Below are 17,373 nucleotides of genomic sequence, written 5' to 3' on the forward strand. Positions count from 1 at the left end.
GCGTGACTGGCCCAACCTCACGGCACCCAAGTGGCCCATGTTCGGCGCGGTACCACGATTAGCGTTCAGAGCATGATCGTCGCCGGCAGCACCAGGGTCACCGATCAGCCATCTCCCGGGCCCCGCCTTTTCGAGGTCGATGGTGATCGACCCGCTGACGCCGGCGAACCCGCGGTTCTGCTTGCCGCCAAGTCGGCGCCACCGGCGATTCGGGCCCAGGTGATCGAGCGGGCGGAGCTGATCGAGATCCTGTCCGCGGAACCCTCTCGCAAGCTCACGTTGCTGAGCGCGCCGGCGGGCTGGGGCAAGACGACACTTCTCGCGCAGTGGGTGAGCGAGGCCGACGAGCGGCGTCGACGCGGCTGGCTGTCCCTGGATGCGTCCGACAACGACCCGGCGCGGTTTTGGGCCTGTGCGATCTCGGCGCTCGGCAAGGCCAGCCCCGGGGTGGCCCCGCGCGCTCTAGAGCTCATTCGGATGGGCGCGGACACCGGACGGGTGGTCTTGCCCACCCTGCTCGACGAGTTGGCCGGTGTCGATTACCAGATCGCCCTGGTCCTCGACGACTATCACCTTGTCGAGAACCGGACCGTGCACGAACAAGTGGGGTATGTCGTCGAACGGTTGCCGCCGACCTTCCGCCTGGTCATAGCCACCCGCTCGGATCCCGCATTGCCTTTGGCACGGCTCAGGGCGCGCGGTGAGCTGCTGGAACTGCGCGCGGAGGAACTGCGCTTCCACGCCGGCGAAGCCGCGGACCTGCTCGACGGCGTCCTCGATTTCAAGTTGACCGATGCGCAGGTTCAGCTGTTGTTCCACCGCACGGAGGGGTGGGCGGCCGGGCTGTATCTCGCCGGGCTGTCGTTGGCCGGTAGGACCGACGCTGCCGAATTCATCCACGATTTCGCGGGCGACAACCGACACATCGTCGATTATTTGATCGCCGAGGTGCTCGACGGTCAGCCTGCGCACATCCGTACCTTTCTGCTCCGCACCTCGCTGCTGGACCGGTTGAACGGAGCACTGTGCGACGCGGTGTTGCACACGAACGGCTCGGCGTCGGTGCTCGAGACCATCGAACGCGACAATCTGTTCTTGCTGCCCTTGGATGTCTCGCGGCGGTGGTACCGATATCATCAGCTGTTCGCGGACCTGCTTCGCACTGAATTACGCTGTAGCGAACCAGATCTGGTTCCGCTGCTACATCAACGGGCCGCGGCGTGGTTTGCCGGCGAGGGCCTGACGGATGAAGCCATCCACCATCTGGTGGCCGCCGGGGACATGCAGGGGGCGGCCGAGTTGATCGCGACCAGTTGGGCCGCCGCCTTCAACCTCGGCCGGTTGTCGACCGTCTCGGGATGGCTGGATGTGCTGCCATCCGAGATCGTGGCACACAACGCCCGGTTGAGCCTGGCGCGTGCGTGGGTCGCTCTGGACTCCGGCCATCTCGACGTCGCCGGCCGCTGGATCGAAGCTGCGGTGCCTGCGGCGCGCACCGGTGGCTGCGCAGGCATCGACAACATCGGCGAGAAAGTCGTCGTGCTGCGGGCGGTGCATCGTTTCAGGTCCGGCGACCTGCCTTCGGCCCTTGACACCGCGCGGCGTGCGGTCGGTCTCGACCTCGGCAGCGCGCCGGTGGGCAGGCCGATCGCGTTCTGTGTCTACGGCGCTGCGCTGTACTTCTCGGGTGACACCTGCGCCGCACAACGCGCTTTCCGGACGGCCGTGTCGCTCGCCGAGAACGCCGGCAACCTTCTCGCACACCGCTACGCGTTGGGCTACTTGGCGGTCATCTCGGCCCGCCAAGGAGAGCTCATCGTCGCCGAGGAACTGATCCGTCGGGCCACCGGCAGCAGCAGAGACCTGGCCGACGGGGAACATTTCGTGGACATGATGGTCTCGCTTGCCACGGCAATCATCCTCGACCGGCGCCGCGATGTGGCAGCTGCCGCGGAAGCTGCCGAGATGGCGGTCGGATTGGCACGTCGCGGCGCAGGAATCCTCGAGGTGGCCAACGCCTTGCTGGCCAGGGCCGAGATTCTCCGCCACCTCGGCGAAAATCCCGAATGCCAGGCCTGCCGCACCGAGGCGGCCATGCTGCTACGGCAGTGCCGGGATACCGGCATCGTGGCGAAGCCGCTCACCTCGGCCCCGCGGGCGCTGGGCGCTCGGCCGGGCACCCGCATGCAGGAGAGCCCGGTGGTCGAAGAGCTCACTGCCAAAGAACACGAGGTTCTTCGATTGCTGGCCACCAAACTGTCGCGGCGGGAGATCGGTGAGCGCCTCTACGTGTCACTGAACACCGTGAAAACTCACCAACGCGCGGTGTACCGCAAGCTGGGTGTCGAGAACCGCAGCGCGGCGGTCACACGCGCTCGCGAACTCGGCCTGCGCTGACGCAGCGAACGACTCCGCCGTATCCCGAGCTGTTCCCTAATTCGGTTGTGGACAACAACTCTCACCGGGATCACCCGGGTGAGCTGTCGGGCAGGGTGGCGACCGTTCACCCCGACTGGCGGAAGGCTGTACCGATCACCGGGAAGTGAGGGGATACATGACTGGCCAAGACTTCGACGTCGTCATCCTGGGCGGTGGGGTGGGCGGCGTGGCCGCTGCGCGGAGGTTTGCGTCAGCAGGCCTCGCGGCCGCACTGGTCGAGGATCGCCTGGTCGGTGGGGAATGCCACTACTTCGGCTGCAACCCGAGCAAGACACTGCTTCGCCCGATCGAGGTGTTCAATCTCGCCAAGGCAGTTCCCGGTGTGCGAGAAGCCATCTCGGGTGAAGAACTCGACCTTGCCGCCGTCTTCGCGAAGCGCGACTCGATTATCGAGCATCTCTCGGACCGAGACCGGACAGCATCACTGGTGCAGGCCGGCGTCGCCGTGTTCCACGGCGTAGGCCGGTTGAGCGGCCCACGGGCGGTGCGCGTGACTCACGCCGACAACACCGAGGTCGTCCTCAGGGCACGCCACGCGGTCGTCGTGGCGACTGGGACTCGTCCGAACGTGCCTGCAGTACCTGGGCTGGCGCAAGCCCGCGCGTGGAGCAACCGGGATTTGACGACCATGACGCACGTGCCACGCCGCGCCGTGGTGGTGGGCGGCGGTCCGGTCAGCGTCGAGTTCGCCACCCTCCTCAACGGATTGGGCTCTGAGGTGACGCTGCTGGTGCGTGGGAACACGCTGCTTCGCGACTGTGAACCCGAAGCCCGCTCTGGTCGAGGAGTCGCTGCGAAACAAGAGCGTCAAGATCCACTTCGAGACCGAATTGTGCGCGGTGGCCCGGCCCGTGGCGGGCGGCCCCGTCACCGCAACGTTCGGCCGCCAGACCGTCGAGGCGGACGAGATCGTGTTGGCGGCCGGTCGGCGCGTCAACACCGACGACATCGGATTGGAAACCGTTGGCCTACCGGCCGGCACGTTCATCACGGTAAACGATCGCCTCCAGGCGACCGGCATCACCGGCGGATGGCTCTATGCCCTGGGAGATACCACCGGGCGTGCCCGGCTGTCCCATATCTCGACGTACCACGGCCATCTCGTCGCCGACATCATCGCAGCGCTCGCCGCCGGGCGAGAACTGTTCGAAGATGAACTGACCGCCCACGATGCCGGCAGCATCGCGCAGGTGATCTTCACCGATCCGCAGGTGGTCAGGGTCGGGCGCACGGAAAGACAAGCCCGCGCAGAAGGATTCGCGGTGAGAACGCGAAGTGCTGACTACCCGGACGCAGTGACGCATCTGGCCCTCCTGCGGGACGGCTTCCGAGGTTGGGCGAAGTTGGTCATCGACGCCGCAACCAACACGCTGCTCGGAGCGACCTTCGTCGGGCCTGAATTCTCTGAGCTCGCTCAAGCAGCCACCCTCGCAGTGGTGGCGAAGCTCCCCACCGGGCTCCTGCGCCATGCCGTCGCGCCGCATCCGACAGTCAACCAGGTCTGGGATCCGCTGCTCGCCCATGAGACCGAGTTCGCCTACTACTAAGAGCCGGAGAGGACCATGAGCATGCTCGTTGCGGGAGTTCGCACGCCGGGCGCAAGAGTGGAGTTGTTCGAGGTGGACGACCCGCGTCCGTTGGCGGCCGACGAGGTTCTCGTCGATGTGCGGAGCGCGGGTGTGGGCAACTGGGACAACATCGTTCGTGCCGGAGAGTGGGACGTCGGCACGAGGCCGCCGATGGCGCTTGGAGTCGAGGCCGCCGGGATCATCAAGGCCGTCGGACAACACGCGAGCGAATTCAAGGTGGGCGATCCGGTGCTGTGCCACCCCGTGCCGCTGCGGGACCAGGGCACCTGGGCGCCGCTTCTGATCGCGCCTGTGGCGTCTCTCGCGCACAAGCCACCCGAGGTTCCGTGGGAGGCCGCGGCGATCTTGCCAGTGCCGGCTTTGACAGCCGAGCAGCTGGTCACCGAGGCGCTGGCGCTTCGCGGTGGAGAAACGTTGCTCGTTCACGGTGCAGGCGGGCTCACCGGGGGCCTTGTTGTCCAGTTGGCCGTCCTGCGCGGGGTCGATGTGCTCGCCACCGCCGGTCCTCGCAGCGCCGACCGGATCCGTGCCTACGGAGCCCGCGAAGTCATCGACTACCGGGATCCGATGTGGCTGCAGCGCGCAAAAACGTTGGCGCAGCGAGATATCGACGCGGCGGCCAACGCTGTCGTCGGCGGTGCCGCAACGGCGATGACAGCTCTTGCCGATGGTGGCCGGCTGGCGACCATTACCCCCGGCCCGCCATTGCCGACCCGGGGCATCAGCGTAACCGCGGTATATGTCCGTTCGGACGGCGCTCAACTCGGCCGGCTGGCCGCGCTGCTCGGTGCTCGCAGATTGACCATGCCGGTCCCGTGTGCCTACAGCTTGGACCAGGCCGCATTCGCTCTCGACCAAGTTGTCGCAGGCCGCCGATCAGGCGGCGTGGCCATCACTCACCCCGGGTGAACGAGGTGAGCGGGTGATGACGGCTCACCCCATCTGGCGGCAATCTCATAACCGACGAACCGTCTGCGGCGAAAGCCGAATTATAGTGAGGGAGTGGTAAATTGAGCGACACCAAGCAGTCGGCGGAAGATCTGGCGATCCTCGATCAGCTGAACAAGGACTACGTCCACTCCGATCAGTTCAACGACGTCAAGCGCTTCAGCGAGTTCCTGGCCGAAGACTTCATCGTGCAGACCCCGGGTGTTACGCGGAACCGGGAAGAGTACCTGGAGTACATCGCCAAGCCGCGTCCGTTCAAAGATCTTGCCGTGCACGATGTCAACATCCGCATCCTCAGCGACGTGGCCCTGATCCATGCCCGGGCCACATACACCATGCTCGCGGACGGAATGACCCAAGAGGCGCTCTACACGGACACATATCAGAAGCGTGAAGGCACGTGGGTCTGTGTCGCAGCCTGCGCGATCGCTCCAGGCGCTTAGCCGGGAGTCCTGTCGCACGGCAGGGGTTTGGCGGTGAAAATCCGCAATGCCGCCCCGACCAGCCGCGTAATGGTGGTGGCAGTGATGGTGTCGATGGTCGCGTTCCTCGACAGCACTGTGGTGAACCTTGCGCTGCCGGCCACCATACGCGACCTCGGCGGGGGAATGGGCCTGCAACAGTGGGTCGTTGACGGCTATCTGCTGGCGCTCGGCGCCATGATCCTGCCCGGTGGGTCGATCTCCGATCTGCTCGGCCGAGTGCGCGTCATGCGCTTTGGGCTCGTGGCGTTCGGAGTCGGATCGGTGTTGGCCGCGACAGCGCCTTCGCCGGTGGTCTTGATTGTCGCGCGCGTTGTGCAAGGTCTGGGCGCGGCGTTTCTTGTTCCGGGCTCGCTGGCGATGATCAACGCCGCGTTCGACGGAGCCGGCCGGTCGGCTGCGATCGGCGCGTGGACCGCCTGGACCAGGATCGCATTCGCGTTCGGCCCGCTGCTCGGCGGGCTCGCCGTGGATCTACTGACCTGGCGGTGGATCTATGTCCTCTCGGCGGTCCCGATGGTCGTCGGTTTCGCGCTGACTTTCTGGATGTGCCCGATGCCGGAGCCGGCCGGGCACGCCCACGTTGACCTGGCTGGTGGGCTGTTGTCCGCGACAGGGCTCGCGGCGACCGTATACGCGCTCATCGAATCCCAGGGACGGGGCTGGGCTGACCCCGTCGTCAGCGCATCCTTCGTCGTCGGCGTGACGGCCCTGGTCGGTTTCATCGAATGGCAGCGCCGCGCAGCGCATCCGATGCTGCCCCTGCACCTGTTCACGAGCCGGAACTTCGCCGGGGGCAATCTCGCCACCGCCTTCGTGTATGGAGGACTGGCGTTGGGCACGCTGGTCATTGCGCTGTACCTGCAAGAGGTCATCGGCTCTTCGGCGACATCTGCGGGATTGGTAACGCTGCCGATCCCCATCCTGTCGTTTCTGTTCGCCCGTCGTGTCGGCGCCGCCGCCACCCGCATCGGACCGCGGATGTTCGTGATCGGCGGGCCGATAATCGCGGCAATCGGGTTGCTGATGATCCGGCCGGTGGCCGGCGATTTCCACGTTCTCTCACAGGTGATGCCCGGGATGACGTTGTTCGCAACGGGTTTGGTCATCACGGTGACACCGTTGACGGCCGTCTGCTTGTCGGCGGTGGATCCGATGCGCGGCGGCATCGCCTCGGCGATCAACAATGCCGCCTCGAGGCTTGCGGGTTTGATCGCAGTGGCGTGTATGGGCCTGATAGCCGCCGGAACGTTGACCGACGCCAGCTTTCCACGGCTCCTTCAGGCCAGCGCGATGTTGTTCGTCACCGGTGCGGTGGTATGCGCAGTCACGATCACCCACCCGGAGATCCCGGCCAATTCGGTGCCGTGCGAAATCGCGGCGATGTGCCGGGACCGCCCCGGCGCGCAACCGGTTCTCGCCGACAGAGATTGGAGACCGCACCATGGAGAGTCCTGAATTCGACGACGTGGCAGCCCATCTGCTCGAACCTGAAGAAAGCCTGGACTCAGAGCAGACCGGTATCGACCTCGACGAAGGTTATTCACCCCCGGAGAGCCCACAAGAGCTGGGGTACTGGGGGCTGACGGCGTGTGAAGCGCGCACCCATGAAAGCTTGGCCCGCCGGTTGGCCCATGAGCTCCCTGACGTCACCGACGAGTGGGATGGCGATGGGATAGGTGACAGTCCCGACAGCGACGGCGAGCCGATCGACGACCAGGTCGGAGTCGCGCGTGCGGGCCGCCTCGTGGCCTTCGGCGTCGACCCCACAGACCCCACCACCGATTACCGTGCCCACGACGTCGGGATCGACGGCGGTGGTGCGTCGGCCGAGGAGGCCGCCATGCACGTCATCGCGGACGAGGACACCATCGCGGGCGAACGATGGCGGTTGCAGTGATCTGGCCGTCCCCTCACCCGGGTGGTTGACGCTGCGGGGTGACGACGGCTCACCCCGTAGTGGGACAGGCTTCAACCCTGTTCGGCACAGCACGACAGATGAAGAAACTCGGCAAAGGGGAACAGGCAGTGGGCACAGAGTTCGACGGCAAGAAGATCGTTGTGGTCGGCGGCAGTGCCGGCATGGGACGCCAAGTCGCACTGGACGTCATCGATGGTGGCGGCAGTGCGGTGATCATCGGCCGTTCGGAACAGCGGGTCGATGACACCGTGGCCGAGCTCACCGCTCGGAGCGGCCGGGCCTGGGGCATCGTTGCCGAGCTGACCGACCGGTCCGCGGTGACCGACGTCCAGGGCGCGCTGTCCGAGTACCACGCCGATGCAACACTGATGGTCAACGCAGCGGGATTCTTCATCCCAAAACCGTTCTTGCACTACGACACCCAGTCCTACGATTCGTATCTCGATCTGAACTACGCACTGTTCTTCCTCACCCAGACCGTGGTTGCCGGGATTGCATCCGGAGGCACGGGAGGCTCGATCGTCAACATCGGTTCCATGTGGGCCCACCAGGCCATCGGCGCGACACCTTCGTCGGCCTACTCCATGCAGAAGGCCGGGCTACATGCCCTCACCCACAATCTGGCCATCGAACTGGCGGGGCATCAGATCCGCGTCAATGCCGTCGCGCCGGCGGTCGTCAAAACGCCGCTCTACGAAGGCTTCATCCCCAAGGACGAGATCGATGCCACGCTGAGCACGTTCGCGCCCCTGCACCCGCTGGGCCGCGTCGGTACACCGGTCGACATCGCTGACGCAGTCACGTTTCTGCTCTCCGAACGAGCGAGCTGGATCACCGGCGCCATCCTCAACGTTGACGGCGGAATCATGGCAGGCCGCAACTAGCCCCGCCGCGCAACAACATTGGCACGCAATGATTGGACACCACCGCATGTCGGAATCCGAACGGAAAATGCTGGCAGTGGCGTACGCACCGGTTGTCGTGTTCGCCACCGTGCTGACCGTCGCACGGATCTTGGCCGAATGCCGTCCTCACCCGGGTGAAAATCGCGGGTGGATGAGGACAATTCACCCTTTCGCCACGAACACTGGTTGCTCGTCAGGGCACAGCGGCTCACTGAGATACGAACGGAGACGGCATGTCACAGGATCTGGTCGCAGGCATGAAGGATGACCTGAGGAACGCCCGAAGTACCGCTGCCGCGGCGCTGGTAGCCCGCTATGCCCTGGTCATCGTCATCGCGTGGTTCGGCGCCATGAAGTTCACCTACTACGAATCCCACGGCATCTCACCACTCGTTGCCAACAGCCCATTCATGAGTTGGATCTATCAGCTCATCTCCATCAGCACGTTCGGCCGTATCCTCGGAGTCGTCGAGCTGGTGACAGCAGCGCTGATCGCCGTCAAGCCGTGGTTCCCCAGGGTAGCTGTGGTCGGAGGCGCACTCGCATCGCTGTTCTTCTTGAACACCCTGAGCTTCATGGTCACCACGCCCGGCGTCGGTGAAGCATCGGCCGGCGGATTTCCGGTGCTGTCCGCCAACGGACAGTTTTTGATGAAGGACATCGCGCTGTTCGGCCTGTCGGTATGGCTGCTCGCCGACGCGATCGACGCAACCCGCAGCCGAGCAACAGAAACCGCGTCGAATCACCTTGATTAGCAACATGGCCCCCGTTGGGAAAGGATCTGCAATGCAAGCTGTCACTGTTTCCGATCAAGAGGCCGGGGTGGCCGGAATGTCGCTGACGGAGCTGCCCTATCCTCAACCGGACACCAACGATGTCGTCGTGCAGGTGCATGCCGCCGGCTTCACGCCCGGAGAGCTCGAATGGCCCGGTACCTGGGTTGATCGCGGTGGGCGGGATCGCACACCGAGCGTGCCGGGGCACGAGCTGGCGGGCGTTGTGGTCGAGTTGGGCGACGGAACCACTGGATTGACCGTGGGGCAGCGGGTGTTCGGCCTGGCCGACTGGACCCGCAACGGCTCGCTCGCGCAGTACATCGCGGTGGAAGCCCGCAATCTGGCACCGTTGCCCATCGACATCGACTACGCGGTGGCTGCCGCGCTGCCGATCTCCGGACTGGTGGCCTGGCAGGGCCTGTTCGATCACGGTCGCCTCGAGGCCGGACAAACGGTGCTGATCCACGGTGCCGCAGGCGGTGTCGGTTCGCTCGCGGTACAGCTCGCCGTCGAAGTCGGCGCGCATGTCATCGGTACCGGGCGGATGGCGGATCGCGAGCGGGCGGTCGCGCTCGGCGTCCATGACTTCCTCGACTTGGAGACCGAAAAGCTGGAGGACATCGGAGAGGCCGACGTGGTGTTCGATGTGATCGGGGGAGAGATCCTGGCGCGCTCGGCGGCGGTGGTGCGCGCCGGTGGAACCCTCGTGACGATCGCAGAACCGCCCAAGGTTCAGCCACAGGACGGGCGAGCACTGTACTTTGTCGTCGAAGCTGACCGAGCGCAGCTTGCGGGGCTCGCTGCTCGGGTTCGCGATGGACGCCTCAAGCCCGTCGTGGGTGCTGTACTGCCACTGGCCGATGCCGCCGCGGCGTTCGCACCCAAGAAGCGGATCCCCGGCAAGACGATCCTGCACGTCGCGCACGACTGACCAGGATCTGCGGGGGCAAAGAACGCATGCGAATCTCGTTTGTGGTCAGGCCAGTCCGACGAATCGCGCCGGCGGTGGTGCCCCTTACCTCGTGGCCGATCGGGCTACTGGTTGCGGCGTGGCTCGTTCCGGGAGTGTCGTTGTCGGCGTTCGGCTTCACCCTCGCCACGGTGGCGTTCCTGGTTGCGCAGACCGTCTTGTCCTTGGCGGCCTTACGATTGCCGCATCAGTATGCGTCGCTGTTCCTTGGCGGCACTGGCCTCGCATTGACGATCGTCGCGTTGATCCTCGCGTCCATTCCGACGCGAGGAATCATCATTGACGGCACGGCCGCGTGGTTGGCCACGACGGTGTTGGCGTGGCTCGTGACAACGATAGGGGCCATCGCGCTACCCGGCTTGCTCATCGGCGATGGCGTACAGGAGTCGGAAGATCCTGGTCCGTATCAAGATTCGACACCGCGACAGAGCCGACTCTGATGGGCGATACGCACCAGGATCCGACCGATCATTCCAGAACCACGCAACCCCACGCCGGCATTGCGATGAAGGACAACTTCATCTGGCCCGGTTTGATTCTCCTGGCCGTCGCGATTTGCGGGCTGATCGGCACTGCGGTGGCCGCGTCGTATCGCCATTACGAATGGCTGTACGCCACGGTGCTGATCGCCGGCCTGGCCACGAGTGCCGGTGTGTTGTGGCTGGTGGTGGAGAATCGTCGCGTCAACCGCGTCGACGCACAGTGGGACGCCGCGCACCTGCGCGTGCCACCCGATCGACGCTGATGTGCCTCGCCCGTGCGTCGGATCCGGCAATCGGGAGGCGCTGGGGGAGAAGAAGATTCAGTGGCGTTGTGACGGTCGGTATCACCCGGGTGGATCGGTGCTCCGGGCGATGACAACTCATCCCCGCCGTCGCCAGCATGTGGTCATGGAACCAATCGATCCCCCTGCAGACAGCGGTTCATCCCAGGCATCGCGCGATCCAGAGCTGGCCGCCCGATTCGTCAACGGCGCGCTGCCGTATCTGAACCAGCTCCATCAACGTGCTCGCAGAATTACGGGCAATGCCATGGATGCCGAAGACCTCGTACAAGAGACGATGTTGAAGGCTTACGCCGGGTACAACACGTTCACCGAAGGAACCAACCTTCGCGCGTGGCTGTTCTGCATCATGGCCAACACCCATATCAACCATCTGCGGCGGGCGCGACACCGCCCGATCGAGTACCTCAGCGACCACATCACCGACCAACAACTGGCCGCCGAGGATCGACACGCCTCGCGCGGATCACGCTCCGCGGAACTCGAAGCGCTGGACGCGCTGCCGGACGGCGATCTCGCCGACGCGATGGCGACACTGCCCGTGCAGTTCCGGCTGGCTGTTTACTATCGCGATGTCGTCGGACTCCGAGGCCGCGAGATCGCCGAGGTGATGGCGTGCTGCGAAGGCACCGTCATGTCACGTGTGCACCGGGGCCGCGAACGGTTACGAACGCTTTTGCGACCTGCCCACGAAGGGGCATGAGCACTCGAGGCGGATCGACCCGGGCGTCGCGATGACTTTCGCTCTTTGGTGCAGTCTGATCTGCATGGGCAAGCTCATCTATGGCCTCAACGTGTCGGTGGACGGGTACATCGCCGATGCACAAGGCAACATCGACTGGTCCGATCCGAGCGATGAACTGCATCAGTACTGGAACGACTTCGAGCGGGAGACCGCGCTGTCGTTCTATGGCCGGCGGCTCTACGAACTGATGGCCGAGTACTGGCCGACGGCCGACCAGGATCCGGACGCCACGCCGTTGATCGTCGACTTCGCCCGCATCTGGCGCGCCATGCCGAAGGTCGTGTTCTCGGGCACTCTCGAGTCCGTCGACTGGAACTCGCGCCTGGAACGTGGCGACCCGGTCGAGGTGGTGAGGAAGCTCAAAGCCGAAACCGACGGCAGGCTCGAGGTGGCCGGCGCGACCCTGGCCGCACCGATCGTGCAGGCGGGACTGGTGGACGAATTCCGGATCGTGATCGCGCCGACCGCGGTGGGCGGCGGCACCCCGTTCTTCCCGACCCTGCCGTCGTGGATCTCGCTGCGACTGCTGGAGAACCGCACCTTCCCCGGCGGCACGGTTCTGCTGCGCTATGAGGCGAAACACGAGTGATCGACGTTGCACAGCCGGCTAACGCCGATCCGGTGGATACCGATAACAAGGGCATGACTGCGTACCGCACTGCCGGCGTGCTTGCCGCGGCGTTGGCTGCGCCCTGGTTGTGGGCGACGACGGCCCACGCCGAGGGGTCTGCGCAACTCGACCGTGTCCCGGTGGTGGCGTCACCGACGTGTGGCGGGAGCGTCAGCGCCGAGGCGCAGGTGACGCCGGTTCAGGTCGGGGACCGGGTCGAGGACGGCGTGCGCGTTGCGATCCACTACGACGCGGGTGTCTACGACGGCTCGTGCTCGCTGACCGTGGCGGCTAATTGGGTGAACCTCGATACCGGCGCCTCGGGACGAGGGGATATCACCGCGGTGTCAACGATTGACGGGCACTACGGCTTCATCGGCTACGCCAACACCACGTTCGAAACGGGTAGCGGCACAGTGGTCGTCACCCTGAGTTCGCACCCGGGGGCCGAGCTGCGGATCACGACGTGACCTCACGGGTGTAGGTTCCACTGGCCGCAATCCTGGGCCAGGACGTCGTTGACGTCGACTTCGAGTCCACCGACCACCGGGCCGGGATTGGACGCCGTGCTCACGATGCGTTGGTAGAGAACCGCGGCAGGGTGGATCTGCCCGCCCGACCACGATCGCGTCTGCCATGCCCACGCCCGGCCCGGTGTGCTCGACCTCCCGATGACACCGTCGGCAATGGCCCACTGGCACGGTCGGATACCCGCGTATATGCCGGTGCGCTGCACCCCGATCACCGAGTTGATTCCGCGAAACCACGGCAGCGCCACGTTGTTCCACGTGTTGTGGTCGATGTCGTCGTCGACGCTGAAGAAGATCGGGGCGCTGCGGCCACCGCCTGCCGCGGTGTGGAGCTGCCACGCGGTGCGAGCGTCGGCCACCCCGCCGGCATATCCACGCGTGAAGTCCGACGGCGCAGTACCGCCCGGCTTGCCGTACTGGTAGTTGCTGACGATCACGAGTCCGGCGGCCGTCAGCGACTGGGCGTAGGGCAAGGTGATCGGCTTGGCGCCAAAAGACGAGCCGGGACGCGATGTCGAGACGTAGTTGATCACGCCGGAGTGTCCCGCGGCCCGGATGTCCCGAGCCGGAATCTGACGCATGGCGAAGTCGATCAGAGTGGGCGCGGCAGCCGACGCCGGGGGAGCTCCGATGCCCGCTGCTACCGCACCCAGCCCGGCCAGCGCCGACACCGCGGTGGCGTAGCGCAGGACGTCACGCCGGGAAACCTGCACGTCGCGATGTTAACAAAGTGATTGGTGTTAACAGTGTGACCACGCTGGTTGATGCCAGCTCGTATTCGATCGGTTACTTGTCGATCACGACCCCGCACCGATACCGCGCGTCGTCAGTTGAGTGGTGGCGGTTGTGGTTGGTAGGGGGTGTACCACCACCAGTCGGCGTGTTCGCCGGTGGGCCCGGGGTAGGGCGGGACGTCGGGTGGGGGTGTGGTGGGTGGGCGGGCCACCGAGGCGCTGGTCAACGCCCGCCCGGTGGTGTCGGTGACGACGAGGCGGTGGGCGGGTCCGGTGATGGTGAGGCCGCCGCGATGATGCAGCCGGTGATGGTAGGGGCAGAGCAGGACGAGGTTGTCCAGTTCGGTGAGTCCGCCGTCCTCCCAATGGATGAGGTGGTGGGCGTGCAGTCCGCGGGTGGCGCCGCAGCCGGGCACGACACAGCAGGTGTCGCGGTGTTCGAGGGCTCGGCGCAGGCGCCGGTTGACGGTGCGGGTGGCGCGTCCGGTGCCGATGAGCTGGCCGTGGCGTTCGAACCAGGCCTCGCAGGTCGCATCACAGGTCAGGTAGCGGCGCTCGGCGTCGGTCAGCAGCGGACCGAGGTGCAGGGACGCGACGGGTGTCTCGACGTCGACGTGCACCACCACGGTGGTGTGCTGGCCGTGCGGGCGACGCGCCACGTCGGTGTCCCAGCCGGCGCAGATGAGGCTCATGAACGCATCTACGGTGTGCGGGAACGGTGGCGCCTGCCCGGCCGCCGGCTCGTCGGTGTGGTGGTCGCGGCGCCAGTCGGCGATCAGGGCGTCGAGATGGGATTGCAGCGCGGCGTCGAAGGTGGCGGCGTCGACCCTTGGCAGGGTGAGGTGGTAGGTGGTGTAGCCGTCGTGGACGTCTTTGGTGAATTCCCGGTGCGGCTCCGGCTCCGGCTCAGACTCAGGCTCGGGTTCCGGTTCCGGTTCCGGCTCGGGTTGGGGGTGGGGTTCGAGTTTGGTGGCGGTGCGTAACTGTTCGACGGTGGCCACCGCGGCCAGTTCGGCGTAGTGCGCATCGGAGCCGTCGGCGGCGCGTGCGGCGATCACCCCGACCTGATCCAACGACAACCGACCCTCGCTCAACGCCCGGGTGCATTGCGGGAACTCCTCGACGCGTCGGGCGACGGCGAGCATGGTGTCGGCGTTGTGTGGGGTGATGCCGGTTTTCCAAGCCACCAACGCTGTCATCGACCGCGCGCCGGTAGCACCCCAGAGTTCGTCGCGGTCGATCTCGGCGACGATCTGCACCAACCGACCATCGATGGCGTTGCGCTGCCCGCACAATTCGGCCATCTCCTCGAACAACACCTCCAACCGCTGCACCGGGCTCGGGCCCGGAGCCACAGGAACTGCCGCCGAAGACATACCCCAATCCTCGCAAAAGGGACCGACAAAACCGGACGCCCGGGCGCCCGCCTAATTGCCGTACAGATGCAGCGCCCGTGCAGTCATGGTGGCGATGTCTCCGCTCAGCGACGCGATGGGTGGGCCGCCGCGTTGATGGATCACATTCGCGAGGACGACGACGTACGTGTCTGATCCCGGATCCAGCCACAGCGTCACCCCCGTGAAGCCGGTGTGGCCGAAGCTGCCGACGGGAAAGACCATGCCGCGCGGCCGGGAGTGGGCGGTGTCGATGTCCCAGCCGAGACCGCGGAGGTCGTGCCCGTCGATGGCCGGATAGTGCGGTGCGAGCAGGGGATCCGTTGTGTTGGGCGATGTTTCGATCGCCACGCGGGTGGCCTCGTTGGCGGCAGCGAGTTGGTCCGCGGTGTGCCCGGGCTGTTGCGGCGTCGTCATCAACTCCGCGGTCGCTTGTGTCAACGGGAACGGGCTCGGGCGGCCGGCGAGCCGATCGAGTAACGCCTGCGCGAACAGGCCGACATCGTGCACGGTCGAGAACACGCCCGCGCTGCCGGCGACTCCGCCCATCCGTCGCGCCGTCGGGTCGTGCACGGTTCCGCGCAGCGGATGGCCATAGTCCGGGTTGACACCCGGGGTGTCCTCGTCGAGCGCGGTCGGGGCGACGCGGGTCAGGAGTTCCGTGCTCCACATGCCCTGCGGACATTCGCCGGTGGCAGGCGCGGTGGGATCGAGAGCGATCGCCGCACCTCGGATCTGGTGTGGGCCGCATGCTTTGGCGGCAGGAAAGTAGTGGGTATCTGACATGCCAAGGGGTGCAAAGACATTGCTTTGCACATAGCTGTCGAGGGACTGGCCGGTGATTCTCTCGACGATCGCGCCCACGAGAATGAAGCCGATGTCGGAGTAGTGGAAGCGTTCTCCGGGATTGAACACCACCCACGCGCCCAGCGCCCGGCGAATCCCTTCGGCCTTGTCAGCCTTTTCCAGTCCCCATGGCCCGTCGAGGCTCAGATCACCCGCTATGCCCGACGTATGGGTGAGCACCATGCGCAGCGTGACTTGTGCACGGCGCGGATCGTTCGCCGGGTTGAACTCGGGCAGATACGTCTGCACGGGTTCGTCGAGCCCCACCTTGCCTTGCTCGTAGAGCTGCAGGAAGGCAGTCGTGGTCGCGACGCTCTTGGTCAGTGACGCCAGGTCGAAGATCGTGTCCTCGGTCATCGGCTCGGCGGGCGCAGGCGACCCGTCCAGTCCCGGTTCCCCGTCGAGTTTCCGATCACCGAAGGCCTGCCGGAAGACAATGTTGCCGGCGTGTCCCGCCTGGACGACCGCTCCGGGGAGTCGATGCGCCGCAATGGCTTCGGTGACGCGCTCGGCGACCGGTGTGAAATCGCCGGCAGGAACCACGGCTGCGGTCGTAGTGGTCGTTGTTGTGGTTATTGCAGGCTCGCTGGTATGGAGAGCCGGCTGCGAGGGTTGTCCACACGACGACGTCACGACGAGGACCATCGCCACCGCGCAGGCCCGGGTGAGGCGTGCTCCGGAGATCACGTGATAACGCTAACCGGGCTGGCTGCCAGCGTCATGGAACCCGTCGCTGTGGAATGCAGAGCTGATGGCCGTGACCGCTGCTCGACGGTTTCGGAGGACTGTCACGGAACGCTTTGGTGGAGCAGCCAAGGTCTGCGATCGAACTCATGGCGGACGCCCCTGCGTCGCGGTGTCCAACCATGGTGGTCGGGTTCAGATGTCACTCATCATGGTGGTGATCGCCGTGCGAATCATGTGATGGCTCTGCGGCAGGGATCTTGACTTCGGTGGGTGCCGGTGGCCTCGACCCACCCTTCTCGACAACGGGCGGCGGGGCGGCTGGCACTGGAGGGTGACCGTGATCGCCGTCTGCGTGTTCGACGCTCGTGCCATGGTGGCCGGGTTCTGCGCCCGCAGGCGCATGGTGCCCGTGCCGTAGTCCCGAAGCCACGCCTGCAGTGGATGCGAGCGTGACGATCCCCGCCGCGCCCAGAAGGATCATCGCGTTCGCGTACGCCGGTATCGGCTCTCCTTGCAGGCCGCGGTACCAAACCCAGCCGGCTCCCATCACAACGTAGATTTGCAGCAACAGGGCACAGAGGTCCGCGGCCTGCACCAGTTCGCCCTCCCCGGCGTGCGGTCCGAACGGGGCTCCGGCGGTCCGCGAGAGTGCCCAGAGCGCAATGGCTCCCAGATTCAGCAGGATCCCGGTGGCCAGCACCGGATTGGTCGTTCGGACGAGTACGGCGCGAGCCCAGATCAGTTGGAACAGCGCGATCGAGACGAAGAACAAGCCTGATGGTATCCACTCGCGCCAGTGCGCAGGTGCGACGGAGAAGTGGATGACGGCGGCGCCGAGCGAGGCGAGCGCGGCCAGGCGAGCCGCCAGCCTACTGTCCGTCTTCTTCGCCGTCCGCGGTGACACTTGTCCGATGATGACAGCATTGCCGCGTTCGGTGACCAGGCGACATCACATCTCAACCTGAACGAGATTGCTCTGTCACGCGCTGTGCCCATTTGCCGACGACATGGAG

At 65.8% G+C, this 17,373-nt stretch carries 18 protein-coding genes and 1 pseudogene; 15 read left to right on the plus strand and 4 right to left on the minus strand.

Features of this window, described 5'->3' with window-relative positions; genetic code table 11:
* Nucleotides 1-72 precede the first annotated feature (72 nt).
* The 15 genes and pseudogenes from G6N67_RS12550 to G6N67_RS12615 all read left to right on the plus strand — a co-directional run bounded on the left by G6N67_RS12550 (nucleotide 73) and on the right by G6N67_RS12615 (nucleotide 12,639).
* Nucleotides 73-2,397: a winged helix-turn-helix domain-containing protein gene (locus tag G6N67_RS12550; RefSeq protein ID WP_081812465.1), complete on the plus strand. Its 2,325-nt coding sequence runs from the start codon at nucleotides 73-75 to the stop codon at nucleotides 2,395-2,397.
* 157 nt (nucleotides 2,398-2,554) lie between these two features.
* Nucleotides 2,555-3,154, plus strand: a pseudogene (locus tag G6N67_RS39195) (FAD-dependent oxidoreductase); the annotation flags it as partial.
* 19 nt (nucleotides 3,155-3,173) lie between these two features.
* Nucleotides 3,174-3,986 (plus strand): oxidoreductase dimerization domain-containing protein, encoded by an 813-nt coding sequence (locus G6N67_RS39510; protein ID WP_268951276.1) that lies wholly within the window; start codon nucleotides 3,174-3,176, stop codon nucleotides 3,984-3,986.
* 15 nt (nucleotides 3,987-4,001) lie between these two features.
* Nucleotides 4,002-4,937 (plus strand): NADP-dependent oxidoreductase, encoded by a 936-nt coding sequence (locus G6N67_RS12560; RefSeq protein ID WP_036434991.1) that lies wholly within the window; start codon nucleotides 4,002-4,004, stop codon nucleotides 4,935-4,937.
* 101 nt (nucleotides 4,938-5,038) lie between these two features.
* Nucleotides 5,039-5,419, plus strand: a complete 381-nt coding sequence (locus G6N67_RS12565) for a nuclear transport factor 2 family protein (RefSeq protein ID WP_051578591.1) — start codon at nucleotides 5,039-5,041, stop codon at nucleotides 5,417-5,419.
* A gap of 33 nt (nucleotides 5,420-5,452) precedes the next feature.
* Nucleotides 5,453-6,916, plus strand: a complete 1,464-nt coding sequence (locus G6N67_RS12570) for an MFS transporter (protein ID WP_036430665.1) — start codon at nucleotides 5,453-5,455, stop codon at nucleotides 6,914-6,916.
* Nucleotides 6,903-7,358 (plus strand): DUF5709 domain-containing protein, encoded by a 456-nt coding sequence (locus G6N67_RS12575; RefSeq protein WP_036430666.1) that lies wholly within the window; start codon nucleotides 6,903-6,905, stop codon nucleotides 7,356-7,358. The genes G6N67_RS12570 and G6N67_RS12575 overlap by 14 nt, the downstream gene beginning before the upstream one ends.
* A 98-nt stretch (nucleotides 7,359-7,456) precedes the next feature.
* Nucleotides 7,457-8,263, plus strand: coding sequence for an SDR family NAD(P)-dependent oxidoreductase (locus G6N67_RS12580; RefSeq protein WP_051578593.1), 807 nt, complete (start codon nucleotides 7,457-7,459; stop codon nucleotides 8,261-8,263).
* Nucleotides 8,264-8,517: 254 nt separating this feature from the next.
* Complete coding sequence (locus G6N67_RS12585) at nucleotides 8,518-9,039, plus strand: YkgB family protein (protein ID WP_036430667.1); 522 nt, start codon at nucleotides 8,518-8,520, stop codon at nucleotides 9,037-9,039.
* 31 nt (nucleotides 9,040-9,070) lie between these two features.
* Entirely contained in the window at nucleotides 9,071-9,991 is a 921-nt protein-coding gene (locus tag G6N67_RS12590; protein WP_081812466.1) for an NADP-dependent oxidoreductase, read from the plus strand.
* Between the two features lie 140 nt (nucleotides 9,992-10,131).
* Nucleotides 10,132-10,470 (plus strand): hypothetical protein, encoded by a 339-nt coding sequence (locus G6N67_RS12595; protein WP_322790863.1) that lies wholly within the window; start codon nucleotides 10,132-10,134, stop codon nucleotides 10,468-10,470.
* Nucleotides 10,470-10,775: a protein UsfY gene (gene usfY, locus G6N67_RS12600; protein ID WP_179976823.1), complete on the plus strand. Its 306-nt coding sequence runs from the start codon at nucleotides 10,470-10,472 to the stop codon at nucleotides 10,773-10,775. The genes G6N67_RS12595 and usfY overlap by 1 nt, the downstream gene beginning before the upstream one ends.
* A 97-nt stretch (nucleotides 10,776-10,872) precedes the next feature.
* The gene (locus G6N67_RS12605) at nucleotides 10,873-11,517 is read left to right on the plus strand and encodes a sigma-70 family RNA polymerase sigma factor (RefSeq protein ID WP_230022505.1); all 645 of its coding nucleotides are present in this window, start codon (nucleotides 10,873-10,875) and stop codon (nucleotides 11,515-11,517) included.
* A 64-nt stretch (nucleotides 11,518-11,581) separates the two neighbouring features.
* The gene (locus tag G6N67_RS12610; protein ID WP_036430673.1) at nucleotides 11,582-12,148 is read left to right on the plus strand and encodes a dihydrofolate reductase family protein; all 567 of its coding nucleotides are present in this window, start codon (nucleotides 11,582-11,584) and stop codon (nucleotides 12,146-12,148) included.
* A 53-nt stretch (nucleotides 12,149-12,201) separates the two neighbouring features.
* Nucleotides 12,202-12,639, plus strand: coding sequence for a hypothetical protein (locus tag G6N67_RS12615; RefSeq protein ID WP_036435002.1), 438 nt, complete (start codon nucleotides 12,202-12,204; stop codon nucleotides 12,637-12,639).
* A gap of 2 nt (nucleotides 12,640-12,641) precedes the next feature.
* On the opposite strand, the gene G6N67_RS12620 is transcribed toward G6N67_RS12615, so the two are convergent.
* The 4 genes from G6N67_RS12620 to G6N67_RS12635 form a co-directional block, all read right to left on the minus strand.
* Nucleotides 12,642-13,412: a DUF1906 domain-containing protein gene (locus tag G6N67_RS12620; protein WP_036430675.1), complete on the minus strand. Its 771-nt coding sequence runs from the start codon at nucleotides 13,410-13,412 to the stop codon at nucleotides 12,642-12,644.
* A gap of 113 nt (nucleotides 13,413-13,525) precedes the next feature.
* The gene (locus G6N67_RS12625; RefSeq protein ID WP_163642178.1) at nucleotides 13,526-14,809 is read right to left on the minus strand and encodes an HNH endonuclease signature motif containing protein; all 1,284 of its coding nucleotides are present in this window, start codon (nucleotides 14,807-14,809) and stop codon (nucleotides 13,526-13,528) included.
* Nucleotides 14,810-14,860: 51 nt separating this feature from the next.
* Nucleotides 14,861-16,318, minus strand: a complete 1,458-nt coding sequence (locus G6N67_RS12630; RefSeq protein WP_081812620.1) for a serine hydrolase domain-containing protein — start codon at nucleotides 16,316-16,318, stop codon at nucleotides 14,861-14,863.
* A gap of 241 nt (nucleotides 16,319-16,559) precedes the next feature.
* Entirely contained in the window at nucleotides 16,560-17,264 is a 705-nt protein-coding gene (locus tag G6N67_RS12635) for a hypothetical protein (protein WP_036430677.1), read from the minus strand.
* Nucleotides 17,265-17,373 lie beyond the last annotated feature (109 nt).

This window comes from Mycolicibacterium mageritense, from assembly GCF_010727475.1.
Classification (GTDB): Bacteria; Actinomycetota; Actinomycetes; order Mycobacteriales; family Mycobacteriaceae; genus Mycobacterium; species Mycobacterium mageritense.

Excerpts from the sequence above, each read along its gene's own strand:
- G6N67_RS12550 (WP_081812465.1), top strand. The coding sequence starts at position 73 with ATGATCGTCGCCGGCAGCACCAGGGTCACCGATCAGCCATCTCCCGGG.
- G6N67_RS12560 (WP_036434991.1), top strand. The coding sequence starts at position 4,002 with ATGAGCATGCTCGTTGCGGGAGTTCGCACGCCGGGCGCAAGAGTGGAG.
- G6N67_RS12575 (WP_036430666.1), top strand. The coding sequence starts at position 6,903 with ATGGAGAGTCCTGAATTCGACGACGTGGCAGCCCATCTGCTCGAACCT.
- G6N67_RS12580 (WP_051578593.1), top strand. The coding sequence starts at position 7,457 with ATGAAGAAACTCGGCAAAGGGGAACAGGCAGTGGGCACAGAGTTCGAC.
- G6N67_RS12585 (WP_036430667.1), top strand. The coding sequence starts at position 8,518 with ATGTCACAGGATCTGGTCGCAGGCATGAAGGATGACCTGAGGAACGCC.
- G6N67_RS12590 (WP_081812466.1), top strand. The coding sequence starts at position 9,071 with ATGCAAGCTGTCACTGTTTCCGATCAAGAGGCCGGGGTGGCCGGAATG.
- usfY (WP_179976823.1), top strand. The coding sequence starts at position 10,470 with ATGGGCGATACGCACCAGGATCCGACCGATCATTCCAGAACCACGCAA.
- G6N67_RS12610 (WP_036430673.1), top strand. The coding sequence starts at position 11,582 with ATGGGCAAGCTCATCTATGGCCTCAACGTGTCGGTGGACGGGTACATC.
- G6N67_RS12615 (WP_036435002.1), top strand. The coding sequence starts at position 12,202 with ATGACTGCGTACCGCACTGCCGGCGTGCTTGCCGCGGCGTTGGCTGCG.
- G6N67_RS12625 (WP_163642178.1), bottom strand. The coding sequence starts at position 14,809 with ATGTCTTCGGCGGCAGTTCCTGTGGCTCCGGGCCCGAGCCCGGTGCAG.
- G6N67_RS12630 (WP_081812620.1), bottom strand. The coding sequence starts at position 16,318 with ATGGTCCTCGTCGTGACGTCGTCGTGTGGACAACCCTCGCAGCCGGCT.